The sequence below is a fragment of the Pseudomonas sp. NPDC087817 genome, from assembly GCF_044742875.1.
In the GTDB taxonomy this organism is placed as follows: Bacteria; Pseudomonadota; Gammaproteobacteria; order Pseudomonadales; family Pseudomonadaceae; genus Aquipseudomonas.
In genome coordinates this window covers 1-12675 of sequence record NZ_JBIUVJ010000011.1, presented here as the reverse complement: position 1 = coordinate 12675, position 12675 = coordinate 1, and the positions used below count along the sequence as shown (strand labels likewise).

The following is a 12675-nucleotide window of genomic DNA, read 5'->3' as shown; positions in this document are numbered from 1 at the left end:
ACCGCCTGCGCGCCAGCGCCGCGGAGGAATAATTCATGTCGATCGAAGTGCGTAACGTCAGCAAGAATTTCAATGCGTTCAAGGCGCTGGACAATATCAGCCTGGACATCCACAGCGGTGAGCTGGTGGCGCTGCTCGGCCCGTCCGGCTGCGGCAAAACCACCTTGCTGCGGATTATTGCCGGTCTGGAAACCCCGGATCAGGGCAACATCGTCTTTCACGGTGAAGACGTTTCCGGCCACGACGTGCGTGATCGCAACGTCGGTTTCGTGTTCCAGCACTACGCACTGTTCCGGCATATGACGGTGTTCGACAACGTCGCGTTCGGCCTGCGCATGAAACCGAAAAACCAGCGCCCGAGCGAAAGCCAGATCGCGACCAAGGTGCATGAGCTGCTGAACATGGTGCAACTGGACTGGCTGTCGGATCGCTACCCGGAGCAGTTGTCCGGCGGTCAGCGTCAGCGTATTGCGCTGGCCCGAGCCCTGGCGGTCGAGCCGAAAGTGCTGCTGCTCGACGAGCCGTTCGGCGCCCTCGACGCCAAGGTGCGCAAAGAGCTGCGTCGCTGGCTCGCTCGTCTGCACGAAGACATCAACCTGACGTCGGTGTTCGTGACCCACGACCAGGAAGAAGCGATGGAAGTCGCCGACCGCATCGTGGTGATGAACAAAGGCGTGATCGAACAGATCGGCTCACCGGGCGACGTCTACGAAAACCCGGCCAGCGATTTCGTTTATCACTTCCTCGGCGACTCCAACCGCTTGCTGCTCAGCGACGACAACCACGTGCTGTTCCGTCCGCACGAAGTGTCGTTGTCCAAGCATGAGCTGGAAGATCACCATGCCGCTGAAGTGCGTGATATCCGCCCGTTGGGCGCGACCACGCGGGTGACGTTGAAGGTAGAAGGGCAGACCGATCTGATCGAAGCCGAAGTGGTGAAAGACCACGACAGCCTGATCGGCCTGGCGAAGGGCGAAACGCTGTTCTTCAAACCGAAGGTCAGGCAGAAAGTCGCCAACCTTTAACTGATCGTTCCCACGCTCTGCGTGGGAATGCATCCCGTGACGCTCCGCGTCACAGTGGACGCAGAGCGTCCATGGCGGCGTTCCCACGCAGAGCGTGGGAACGAGCGGATGTCGGAGCTGCCGCAGGCTGCGATCTTTTAAGCGGCCTAAGCCGCCGCTTTGCGATTCGGATTGACCCGCACCACTCCCGCCCGCGCCTCGATCTGCTCTTTCAACTCATGGCGCATCCCGAGCAGGAACGCCAACTCGGCCACCACAAACAACGGCCCGACGATCAAGCCGCTCACGTCATCGACAAACGCCGGTTTGCGCCCCTCGTAGTGATGCCCGACAAACTGGATCACCCAACCGATCACGAACATCGCCAGGCCACTGCTCAGCCAGACCAGGGTGCTTTGCTGCGCCAGCACATGCCCGGCCCAGACCGACAAGCCCATCAGCACGGTCATCAACACGCCCAGCTTCACTTCCAGGCGCAGGTAAAACCATGCCGAGGCCAGCGCCAGCACCACGGCCGGGGATATCCACAACCCCCCCAACGCCCATTCGGGACGCGACAACAGCACCGCGACCGCCACCACAATCAGCGGAATGCCGATAAAGTGGCTGGCGATGTTGCGTGGGTCGCGGTGGTAGGCGGCGTATTGACTCAGATGATCGACGAGGCTTTTCATTGTTGTTCCTCCTGTAGGGTGATCGCAGCATGCCCCGGATTCAGCGTTCGCTCTGTCAGGCAGGCGACAATTAGGAGTGTTCATGGATAAGCGTTCACGGCTGCTGACCGGTCAGTGGTTCAGTCATTTACCTGCGTCCTTTCAGGATAGTCTGCTGGCGGCGGCCCGGGAGCGGCAGCTGACGGCGGGGCAGCGGTTGTTTCAGCGTGGCGATCCACCGTGCGGCCTGTACGCGGTGCTCGATGGCGCCATGCGTATTGGCGCGGTGAGCGAGCAGGGCAAGGAAGCGCTGCTGAGTCTGGTCGAGGCGCCGCACTGGTTTGGTGAAATCTGCCTGTTCGACGGTCAGCCGCGCACCCATGACGCCTATGCTGTGGGGCCGTGTACGCTATTGAATATCCCGCAGGCGACGTTGCTGAAACTGCTCGATGAACACCCGCTGTACTGGCGGTATCTGGCGCTGTTGATGAGCCACAAGCTGCGCCTGACGTTTATCAATCTCGAACAACTGAGCCTGCTGCCAGCCCCGGCACGTCTGGCGCATCGCTTGCTGATGATCGCCGAAGGCTACGGCGAACTCGATCCGCCCCGTCGGGTGCTGCAACTGCCGCAGGAACAATTGGCGTCGATGCTGTCGCTGTCACGCCAGACCACCAACCAGATTCTCAAGGACTTGCAGGGGCAGGGGATCATTGGCTTGGGGTACGGCGAGATCGAGATCCTCGACGCCACGCGATTGCGCACCTTGGCCACAATCTAAGATAAAAACACCCAATCCAGACACCACGAACCTGTGGGAGCTGGCTTGCCAGCGATAGCGGTGCATCAGCCGAAATCAATGTCTGCTGAACGGACGCCATCCCTGGCAAGCCAGGCTCCCACAGGGTTTCGGCGCTCCATGACATCTGAGGCAAAGCACAGAACCTGTAGGAGTGAGCCTGCTCGCGATAGCAATCTGTCAGTCAGGCAATGGGTGACTGATACACCGCTATCGCGAGCAGGCTCACTCCTACAGAGGATTTGTGTGGGGGCTTACGAACCGCGATAAGTCGAGAAACCGTAAGGGCTGAGCAGCAGCGGGATGTGGTAATGCTGGTCGGTCTGCTTCACTTCAAAAATCACCGGGATTTCCGGGAAGAACGTGTCGTGTTTGATCTTGTTGAAATACTCACCGGTCTTGAACACCACTCGATACTCACCCGCCTCAAAAGGCTGTTTGGCCGGGAACAGTTCGGCGATGCGTCCTTGTTCATTGGTGGTGCCTTGAGCCAACGGCTGCCAGTTCTGGCCGACGTGCTTTTCCAGTGTCACGTTAATGCCAGGCGAAGGCAGGCCGTTTTCCAGATTGAGCACGTGTACGCTCAGCGGGTTGCCGGCGGCCAGTGCCAGGCTTGAGAAAGCGCTCAGGCCGAGCGCGGCGAGGGTCATGCGCAATGGCGTCATGATGAATCTCCTTATTGGGAACGGGTGGTGGCCAGACCGGTTTTCTCGGCAGCCGTGATCGCACAGTTTTCATCTTGCTCACCGCCGCCGGAGCCGGCCACGCCCATGGCGCCGACCAACTCGTTGCCGGCGAACAGCGGAATGCCGCCGCCGAGCAACAGCAACTCGTCGAGGGTGTTGAGGTTGGCGGTTTCCGGGTTGCTGCGGGCGCGCTCGGCGAACAATCGGGTCGGGGTCTTCGTCGACAGCGCGGTATAGGCCTTGCGTTGACTGGCAGCGGTGTTGTGCGGGCCGACACCGTCGCCGCGCAGGGTCACCAACAGGTTGCCGCCGCGGTCGAGTACCGACACGGTGCCAGTGCAGTTATTCATGGCCGCATCGGCCAGCAGGCGGGCGGTTTTCAGATCAAGATCGGCGTGACGCGGCAGTTCGGGGCTGGCGAAAACGCTGGTGCTCAGGCCGATGGCCAAGCTGGCCAGAAGGTATTTGACGGTCATGGGACAGGCTCCAAAAACGAAGGACGCCATCTTAGCGGCGCCACTTCGTCAGAATCTCGTCAGCCGGATTACAAGTTTGTAATGGGCAACGTCGCCGAAGGCGCCTAGCCTGTGTGCCTGATCAATCGAGGTGTGCCATGCGTTTGCTGGTCGTAGAAGATGAAGCCAAAACCGCCAATTTCCTTGCCAAGGGCCTGGGCGAGTCCGGATTTGCCGTGGATGTGGCACTCAACGGCCTCGATGGGCGCTATTTCATTGAGCAGCAGGAATACGACCTGATCATCCTCGATGTGATGCTGCCGGGCCTCAATGGCTGGCAATTGCTGCAACTGATCCGCCAGCGCGGTGCTACGCCGGTTTTGTTCCTGACCGCCAAGGACGCCATCGAAGACCGCGTGCGCGGCCTCGAGCTGGGTGCCGACGACTATTTGCTCAAACCTTTCGCCTTCGCCGAATTGCTCGCGCGGGTGCGCACGCTGTTGCGACGCGGGCCGATGCGCGAGGCCGAGTCGTACAACATTGCCGATCTGGAAATCGATGTGCTGCGCCGTCGCGTCAGTCGCGGTGGCCAGCGTATATCGCTGACCAACAAGGAGTTCGCCCTGTTGCACCTGCTCGCCAGTCGTCAGGGCGAAGTGTTGTCGCGCACGCTGATCGCCTCGCAAGTGTGGAACCTGAATTTCGACAGTGACACCAACATGGTCGAAGTCGCAGTGCGTCGTTTGCGCTCCAAGGTCGATGATCCGTACATGCCGAAACTGATCCACACCGTGCGCGGCGTCGGCTATCAGCTGGAAGCGCCTGACGATGCGCTCTAGGTCGATCGCCTGGCGCCTGGCGCTGGCGTTCGCACTGGTCTGCGCCTTGGTCCTGAGCGCGATTGGGGTATTTCTCTACCGCTCGCTCGCCGCCGAAATCGCTTATCGCGACGACATGGCCCTGCTTGGGCGACTGGAGCAGGTGCGCGCCTTGCTCGCCGACAGCGACAGCCTTGATGCCTTGCAGGCGCGGCCACGGCTGTACCAGAACATGCTCGGTAATCTCGACAGCCTGCTGCTGGTGCGTCGGGCCGATGGTTCGAGTGTGATCGGCATCAACCCGCGCCAGCGCGATTTGCCGACGTTGAAGGCGATCCCGCGCGAGCAAACGCCGCAGCGCCGCGATGTGCTGAGCTGGCAAGCGGCGGACGGTGCAGAACTGGCGCTGTTGTCCGGTGAAGCGCAGGGGCCGAACGGCGAACCGCTGACCGTGATCGCCGGCAAAGTGCTGAGCGAGCGTGAGCAGATGCTCAGCAGTTATCGCCTGCGTTTGTACCTCTCGGTCGGGCTCGGCGCGATATTGGCATTTGCCTTGGGGCTGGTATTGCTGCGCCGTGGTCTGCAACCGCTACGGCAATTGAGCGAAGCCGTGCGCGGCATCGACCTGCGCAGTCTCGATCAGCGTTTGCCCGCCGCCGGCACCCCGGCAGAACTGCTCGAACCGGTGCAAGCGCTCAACGGCATGCTGGCGCGTCTGGACGACAGTGTGCAGCGCTTGTCGCAGTTCTCCGCCGACCTCGCCCACGAGATCCGCACGCCGCTGCACACCTTGCTCGCCAGCAACGGTCAGGCGCTGAACCACCCGCGCAGCACGGCGGAATATCAGGAAGTGCTGGCCTCGAACATGGAAGAGTTCGAACGGCTAAAGCGCATGGCGGAAAACCTGATGTTCCTCGCCCGTGCCGAACAGGCCGAGCGAGCGCTCAACCTGCAAACGCTGGAGCTGCAAAGCGTTGGCAGCGAACTGTGCGATTACTTCGAAGCCTTGGCCGACGACCGCGATCTGCGGCTGGAAAACCATTTGCACGGCGAACTCCGCGCCGATCAGCAACTGCTGCAACGCGCCCTCGGCAATCTGCTGGCCAACGCCGTGCGCCACGCTGACCCCGGCACCTCGATCAGCCTGCGCCGGCACGATGAGGCAGGCGTGTGCTGGTTGCAGATTCACAACCATGGCCCGGCCATCGCGCCCGAGCATCTGGGCAAATTGTTCGACCGCTTCTACCGCGTCGATCCGGCCCGCGCTGAACCCGGGGACTCTGGAGGCCTGGGACTGGCAATCGTGCAGTCGATCATGCACTTGCATGGCGGGCAGGTGCGGGTCAGCAGTGATGCCTCGGGCACGGTGTTTGAGCTGGGGTTTGTGGTGGACTGACTGCCAACTTCGCGGGCAAGCCCGCTCCCACAGTGGTCAAGGTGTGACACGGATTTCTGTGCACCCCAAACCCTGTGGGAGCGGGCTTGCCCGCGAAGAGGCCAGTTGAACCGGTGAAAATTCCGGATCAGTCAGCGCAACTGATCGCGAAACTGCCCCGGCGTCATCCCCGTCCAGCGCTTGAACGCGCGGCTGAAGCTGCTGGTGTCGGCAAAGCCCAGCAGATAGCTGACCTCACTCAACGAACAGTGCGGATCACGCAGATGCAGCAGCGCGAGGTTCTCACGGCTTTCGTTGAGCAGCGTGTCGAAGCGACAACCTTCATCCGCCAGATGCCGTTGCAGGCTGCGCAGGCTCAGGTGCAAGGCCTGGGCGATGCGCTCGGCGCTGGGTTCGCCTTCGGGCAGTTGTTCTTCGATGGCGTCGCGCACCTTGCGCTCCCAGGTCAGCGGTTTGAGCTGGGCCATGGTGCGCTTGAGCACCGCTTCGTTGTGTTCAGCCAGCTCAGGGTTGGCGTCGTCGAGGTGGCTGTCGAAGTCGGCGAGGGCGAATTCCAGACGATCTTCGGCGGCGGCGAAATGCACCGGCGCGCGGAAGACTTTATGCCATTGGTGCGCGTCGCTCGGTTCAGGGCGGCGCAGGTAAACCGCCAGTGGCGCGTAATCACGGCCGAGGCGATTGCGGCAGGTGCGCACGTAGATCGCGGCGAAGGCGTCGATGGCTTCGAATGCGGGGGCGGGATTACCTGACGGAATTTTCAGACGGAACAGATAACGGTCATCGCCGCGGCTCAGGTCCAGTTCAAGCGCATCGCTGACCACCGGGTGATAGCGCACGATACGTTCGAACACTTCGCGCAGGCTGCCACTGGCTACCAGGGCATAGCCGAGCGCGTGAAACGTGGTCGGGCTGACAAACCGCGACACCCGCAGACCGATGGCCGGATCACCACTGGACTCCACCGCAAGCGCCCACAAGCGGGTGGTGCCGGACAGCGGATAGCGCGCGTTGGGATCGTCCATCAAGTCCGGGTCGAGCCCGGCCTGTTGGCACAGGGCAGTGCTGTCCAGCCCCAGCGCGTCGAGTTGCTTGCGCAAGGCACGGGTCCAGCTGGCGAGGGAGGTCGGTTCCTTCATGCTGATTGGCGCTTCCGGTCAACAGGTTGGCGTACTCGGCTACCGCGATTCGAACCCTTGCAGGGCAGGATGCGAACATCAATACCCAGAGGATGGAAGCATGGACCGTACTTCTGCAAGTCCCCAGCGACACAATGCTGCCCAGCGATCAGCGCATATTCGCGAAGTGGTGCTGGCCAAAGGTGTCGAATTGCGCGAGCGCTACCCGCTTCTCAAGCATCAGGACGCCCTCGGCGCGGGGATTCTGGCGTTTGCCCTGGCGGGCATGATCGGCTCGGCAGCCCTGTACATCACTGGCTACATGGCCTGGTGGGTATGCCTGCTGCTCAATGCGTTTTTTGCCTCGCTCACCCATGAGCTGGAACACGACCTTATCCACAGCATGTATTTCCGCAAGCAGCGTGTGCCGCACAACTTGATGATGGGCCTGGTGTGGCTGGCGCGGCCGAGCACGATCAATCCGTGGATTCGCCGGCATCTGCATCTCAACCATCACAAGGTCTCAGGCACCGAGACCGACATGGAAGAACGCGCAATCACCAACGGCGAGCCGTGGGGTTTTGCGCGGCTGCTGATGGTCGGTGACAACGTGATGTCGGCGTTCATTCGCATGCTTCGGGCGAAGACCTGGGCACACAAGTTCAGCATTATCAAACGCACGCTCAAGGTTTACGCGCCGCTGGCGCTGGTGCATTGGGGGGCTTGGTATGTGTTTCTCGGTTTCCATGCGGCGAACGGCATCGCGTACTTGCTGGGGACACCGATTGAATGGTCGGCGACCACGTTGTCGGTGATGCAGGTGATCGATATCGCCGCCGTGGTGATCATCGGCCCGAACGTATTGCGCACGTTCTGCCTGCATTTCATCAGTTCGAACATGCATTACTACGGTGACGTTGAGCCAGGCAATGTGCTGCAGCAATGCCAGGTGCTGAATCCGTGGTGGCTGTGGCCGTTGCAGGTGTTCTGCTTCAACTTTGGCAGCAGCCACGGGATTCATCATTTTGTGGTCAAGGAGCCGTTTTATATTCGCCAGCTGACCGTGCCAGTGGCGCATAAGGTGATGCGCGAGATGGGCGTGCGGTTCAATGATTTCGGCACGTTTGGGCGGGCGAACCGGTTTGTTCGCAAGAATGAACTGGTGCAGGAAGAGGTGCGTACTGCCCGGGCTTGATAGGTGAGTTCAGGTCCTCATCGCTGGCAAGCCAGCTCCCACAGTTTTTTGTGTCGTCCATAATATTTATGAACGACATCGCCCCTTGTGGGAGCTGGCTTGCCAGCGATAGCGATATCTCAGGCAACCTCAATCCGGCTGAAACGGCGAAGCACTCAAGATCACCCCGGTCTCCTCGACATACTGCTGCCAGTGCCCGATCAGCGTGCTGAGCTTGTCTGGCTGACTCAACGCCAGATCATGAATCTCCCCCGGATCACTGGCCAGATCATAAAGCTGCCAGGTCGCCGGCCCCACCGGCCCGGGGATCCACACCGCTTTCCACGAGCCCTGGCGAATCGCCCGGCGCCCGAACAACTCCCAACCCGTCACTGTGTGCTCGTCATGCACCTGCGCCGTCTCGCCGGACAAAAAGCCCAGCCACGATTTACCGCGCAACGGCGCCACCGGTTTGCCGTGCCACTGCTTGCCCGGATGACGCACGCCGGCCAGATCAAGAATTGTCGGGGTGATGTCCATCACCGTGCCGAAACCGTGACTGATCTGCCCTTTGAGCGAGAGTTGCGGATAGTGCAGCAGCGCCGGCACGCGAATCCCGCCTTCGGTGGTGAACGCCTTGAACAACCGCGATGGCGCTGTCGCCACCTGCGCCCAGTTCGGCCCGTACCAGACGTAGGAGTTGGCCCGGCCGATGTTGTCGAGGCTGTTGTCGTAGTGCTGGCTCAGATACGCCACCAGCTCCGGACCAAATTTCGGGAACGCTTCAAGCAGCGCGCCCTCGGCTCCGTTGTCGGACATGAACAGGATGAAGGTGTTATCCAGTTGACCTTGCTGGCGCAGGTAATCGACGACCCGGCCGATGTTCCAGTCCATGCGTTCGACCATCGCTGCGTAGACTTCCATCGCCCGCGCGGAAATCTGCTTTTGCTCAGTGCTCAGCGCATCCCATTGCGCGGTCAGCTGGACCAGCGGGTGGGGTTCGACGTCCGCTTCGATCAGCCCCAGTGCCTTGAGTTTTTCCAGTCGTTCGAGGCGCAAGACTTCCGGGCCTGCATCGTAGCGGCCACGGTATTTTTCAACGATGTCGGCCGGTGCCTGCAACGGCCAGTGCGGTGCGGAAAACGGCAGATAAGCGAAGAACGGCCGGGTCTGGTCGCGCTCCTTCAGGTACTGCAGCAGCTTGTCGCCGAAGGCGTCGGACGAGTAGAAATCCTTGGGCAATTCGTCGATGAACGTGTCGTCCTCGATGTACAGCGCCGGCGTGGATTTCAGCAGGCCGGGGGTTTGCTCATCGTAAGTCGGCTCGAAACCGTAATGGTTGGCCGCGCCTGGCAGCAGCGAGAACGAGCGCTCGAAACCCCGTGCATGAGGCGCCAGTTCGGCGGTCAGGCCGAGGTGCCATTTGCCGCTCATCAACGTCTGATAACCGGCCTCGCGCAGCAGCTCGGGGAGGGCCACGACGCGGTCATTCAGATAACCCTCGTAACCCGGTTTGCCGATCAGCTCCGGCGTCAGCGTTTCGGCCATGGTGCCGATGCCGGCAATGTGATGATCGGTGCCGGTCAGCAGCATCGAGCGGGTCGGCGAGCACGTCGGCGCGGTGTGAAAGTCGGTCAGGCGCAGGCCGTTGCTGGCCAGTGCATCGAGGTGCGGCGTGGCGATTTCGCCGCCGAAGGCGCCGATGTCGGAGAAGCCGAGATCGTCGGCCAGGATCACCAGAAAATTGGGGCGTTGCGGCATCGAAAGCTCCTCTCAGCAGGCAATGAACGACAGCGGCAGATCGCGGATCTGCACCGGTACGCTCGGTTGGTAATGGTCGTCACTGGTCAGTTCGTGCAGCAGTTCTTCACGCAACTGATGGAAGTCGAAGCTGCTGCGCTGACGCGGATGCGCCAGGGCAATGTCGACCACTTGCTTGATGCGCCCCGGACGCGGCTCCATCACCACCACGCGGTCGGCCAGAAAAATCGCTTCTTCGACATCGTGGGTGACAAGGATCGTGGTGATTTTCGCGCGGGCACGGATCGCCAACAGCTCGTCCTGCATCTGCTGACGGGTCAGCGCATCGAGCGCACCGAAAGGCTCGTCGAGCAGCAGAATCCGTGGGCTGGCGACCAGGCCGCGAGCGATTGCCACCCGTTGCGCCATGCCGCCGGAGAGCTGGTGAGGATAGGCGCGGGTGAAATCGCGCAGGCCGACCAGATCAATGAAGTCGTTGATGCGTCGTTGCTTGTCTGCGGCGCTCAGCGGCTCATTGACCAGGCCGAGGCCGATGTTGTCGGCCACGGTCAGCCATGGAAACAAGCGGTGCTCCTGAAAGACGATGCCGCGCTCGCCACCAATCCCGCTGACGGCTTTGCCATCAACGCTAATCTGCCCGCGAAACTGCGTATCGAGGCCTACCAGCAAGCGCAACAGCGTGGATTTGCCACAGCCGCTGGAGCCGACGATGGCGACGAATTCACCCTCGGCGATGTCCAGGTTGAATTCGCGAATCGCCTCCAGTTCGAAACCGTCGACGTCGAAGGATTTGCCTACATGGTTGAAGCTGACAATCGGTGCGTTCATGCGTGTCTCCAGCGGGTAGCGCGGATTTCCAGGCGTTGGCCAATAAGGTTGAGCAGGGCGCCGGTCAGGCCGACGAGGAGCATGCCGGCCATGATCAGGTCCATGCGCAGCAGTTGCTGGGCGCCGATCATCTGGCTGCCGATGCCGCCGTTGGACGGCATGAAATATTCGGCGCCGATGGTGCCGAGCCAGGCGTAGATCAGGCTCAGTCTGAGCCCGGCAAAAATCCCGGGAGCGGCTCCGGGTAGGACCAGTCGGCGCAGGCGCTGACCGAGGCTCAGGCGCAGCACTTGCGCGGCTTCGTTGAGTTGCGGCGAGAGGTTGGCGACGCTGCGTTGGGTGGCGATGAACAGCGGAAAGAATGCGGCGAGGGCAACGAACACCCACTTCGACAGCTCACCCAGACCGAACCATGCGGTGAGCAATGGCACCCAGGCGAAAATCGCGATCTGGCGGATAGCGGCAAGCGTTGGGCCGAGCAGGCGTTCGCTGAGGTGCGACAGCCCCAACAGCAGGCCGAGGGCGAAGCCAATTCCGCCGCCCAACAGCAAACCACCAAGGGTGCGCCCAAGGCTCAGGGCCATTCCGGTGATCAGCGTTCCGTCGAGCAAGCCGTCCCACGTGGTGTTGAGCACGGCCAGCGGGCTCACCAGAATATTGGCGTCGACCCACTGCTGATCGTTTGCTACTTGCCACAGCGCCAACAAGCCCAGCGGCAGCAGCCACGGTTGCAGCCGTTGCCAGCCTTCATAGCGCGGGCCTCGGCGGATTTCCGCAGTGGCCGGGTGCGGCCAGTGCACCAGTTTTTTATCCAGCAGCCCGATGCTGCGATCCATCGCCACGCCAATCAGACCGATGACCACGATGCACACGAAAACGATGTCGAGCATGAACAGCTGCCGTGCCCAGACCATCAGGTAACCGATGCCTTCGCTGGAGGCGAGCAGTTCGACGGCCAGCAGCGACGTCCAGCCGGCGGCCAGCGCCAGACGTACACCGGCCATGAATGCGGGGAGGGCGGCAGGCAACACCAGACGACGAATCAGCAAATGCGACGGCAGGCGCAGTACGGCGGCTGCTTCACGCAGTTTCGGTTGCGCATCGCGTACGCCAACCAGTGTGTGCAAAGTCACCGGAACCACAATGGCTTTGATCAGCACCACCAGTTTCAACACTTCGCCGATACCGAAAAACACCATGAACAGCGGAATCCACGCCAGCGTCGGTACTTGCGCGAGGCCGGCGAAGGTCGGGAAGATCAAGCGTTCGAGGCGGCGACTGAAACCCAGTGCCGCCCCCAGAATCGCCCCGGCGCTGATCCCTGCCAGTAATCCCCAGAACAACCGTTGCAGGCTGATCCACAAGTGGCTCCACAACTCGCCCTGAGACAGTTCGACTGCGCTGTTCCACACCAGTGACGGCGCCGGCAGGATCTGTTCGCTCATCCAGTGATTGCGCGCGGCCAGCCACCACAGGGTGAAGAGGCTGAGTGGCAGCAGCCAGGGAAGTACACGTTGGGTCAGGCTTGGCCATGAGCGCTGACGCTTGAGCGGCGGAGCCGCCAGCGGCAGGTTGAGCAAGGATTCACGGGCCATGGGTGACCTCCGTTGTCGGGTTGGATCGATCAAGATCAAAAGATCGCAGCCTTCGGCAGCTCCCACAGGGGGACGCGTCCGTGAATTCACCCCTGTAGGAGCTGCCGAAGGCTGCGATCTTTAGCGGTATTAGCTTAAAACTAACGGTTATATATAATCCGTTTATTGATCTATTTGGAAATAAGTCACGCCATTTAAGGCTTCTGGCCCATACGCATCCAATGCATTCGAAGAATATTTTCGATGCTGTTAATGCATACGCTGCTGCAAGCCCTATGTAAGCGGCTGGGGAAGTCACCTTCCGAACTCCAGCATTAAGGGCGATGGTGTCCGCGTATTTTTAAGCGGACGCGATCGCCCTTAACGTCAG

The 12675-nt window shown here is 61.2% G+C and carries 12 protein-coding genes; 5 read left to right on the top strand and 7 right to left on the bottom strand.

Annotated features, from left to right (window positions below; all coding sequences use genetic code 11):
• The first annotated feature begins 35 nt into the window (after positions 1-35).
• Positions 36-1025, top strand: coding sequence for a sulfate/molybdate ABC transporter ATP-binding protein (locus tag ACIONG_RS11445; protein WP_401299321.1), 990 nt, complete (start codon positions 36-38; stop codon positions 1023-1025).
• 146 nt (positions 1026-1171) lie between these two features.
• Here the strand turns inward: ACIONG_RS11445 and ACIONG_RS11440 are convergent, their stop codons facing one another.
• Complete coding sequence (locus tag ACIONG_RS11440; protein ID WP_213027196.1) at positions 1172-1699, bottom strand: DUF962 domain-containing protein; 528 nt, start codon at positions 1697-1699, stop codon at positions 1172-1174.
• A gap of 82 nt (positions 1700-1781) precedes the next feature.
• Between ACIONG_RS11440 and ACIONG_RS11435 the strand changes: the two genes are divergently transcribed.
• A complete protein-coding gene (locus ACIONG_RS11435; protein WP_401299318.1) occupies positions 1782-2459 on the top strand; it encodes a Crp/Fnr family transcriptional regulator in 678 nt (225 codons plus the stop codon).
• Between the two features lie 272 nt (positions 2460-2731).
• Here the strand turns inward: ACIONG_RS11435 and uraH are convergent, their stop codons facing one another.
• Both uraH and ACIONG_RS11425 read right to left on the bottom strand, forming a co-directional pair.
• Positions 2732-3142, bottom strand: coding sequence for a hydroxyisourate hydrolase (gene uraH / locus ACIONG_RS11430; RefSeq protein ID WP_213027198.1), 411 nt, complete (start codon positions 3140-3142; stop codon positions 2732-2734).
• 11 nt (positions 3143-3153) lie between these two features.
• Complete coding sequence (locus ACIONG_RS11425) at positions 3154-3639, bottom strand: heme-binding protein (protein ID WP_401299314.1); 486 nt, start codon at positions 3637-3639, stop codon at positions 3154-3156.
• Between the two features lie 137 nt (positions 3640-3776).
• Here ACIONG_RS11425 and ACIONG_RS11420 point away from each other — a divergent pair, with 137 nt between their 5' ends.
• Positions 3777-4457 carry a heavy metal response regulator transcription factor gene (locus ACIONG_RS11420; protein WP_103306522.1) on the top strand — a complete coding sequence of 227 codons (681 nt, stop codon included), beginning with the start codon at positions 3777-3779 and terminating at the stop codon, positions 4455-4457.
• Positions 4447-5832, top strand: coding sequence for a heavy metal sensor histidine kinase (locus tag ACIONG_RS11415; protein ID WP_401299311.1), 1386 nt, complete (start codon positions 4447-4449; stop codon positions 5830-5832). The genes ACIONG_RS11420 and ACIONG_RS11415 overlap by 11 nt, the downstream gene beginning before the upstream one ends.
• Before the next feature lie 131 nt (positions 5833-5963).
• On the opposite strand, the gene ACIONG_RS11410 is transcribed toward ACIONG_RS11415, so the two are convergent.
• Entirely contained in the window at positions 5964-6968 is a 1005-nt protein-coding gene (locus tag ACIONG_RS11410) for an AraC family transcriptional regulator ligand-binding domain-containing protein (protein ID WP_401299308.1), read from the bottom strand.
• 100 nt (positions 6969-7068) lie between these two features.
• Between ACIONG_RS11410 and ACIONG_RS11405 the strand changes: the two genes are divergently transcribed.
• Complete coding sequence (locus ACIONG_RS11405; RefSeq protein ID WP_401299305.1) at positions 7069-8142, top strand: fatty acid desaturase; 1074 nt, start codon at positions 7069-7071, stop codon at positions 8140-8142.
• A gap of 129 nt (positions 8143-8271) precedes the next feature.
• Here the strand turns inward: ACIONG_RS11405 and ACIONG_RS11400 are convergent, their stop codons facing one another.
• From ACIONG_RS11400 to ACIONG_RS11390, 3 genes are read right to left on the bottom strand one after another with little or no spacing between them, the layout of a single operon-like run.
• Positions 8272-9882 carry an arylsulfatase gene (locus ACIONG_RS11400; RefSeq protein WP_401299302.1) on the bottom strand — a complete coding sequence of 537 codons (1611 nt, stop codon included), beginning with the start codon at positions 9880-9882 and terminating at the stop codon, positions 8272-8274.
• A 12-nt stretch (positions 9883-9894) separates the two neighbouring features.
• Complete coding sequence (locus ACIONG_RS11395; RefSeq protein ID WP_401299299.1) at positions 9895-10710, bottom strand: ABC transporter ATP-binding protein; 816 nt, start codon at positions 10708-10710, stop codon at positions 9895-9897.
• Positions 10707-12305 carry an ABC transporter permease gene (locus ACIONG_RS11390; RefSeq protein ID WP_401299296.1) on the bottom strand — a complete coding sequence of 533 codons (1599 nt, stop codon included), beginning with the start codon at positions 12303-12305 and terminating at the stop codon, positions 10707-10709. Before ACIONG_RS11390 ends, ACIONG_RS11395 begins: the two co-directional genes overlap by 4 nt.
• Positions 12306-12675 lie beyond the last annotated feature (370 nt).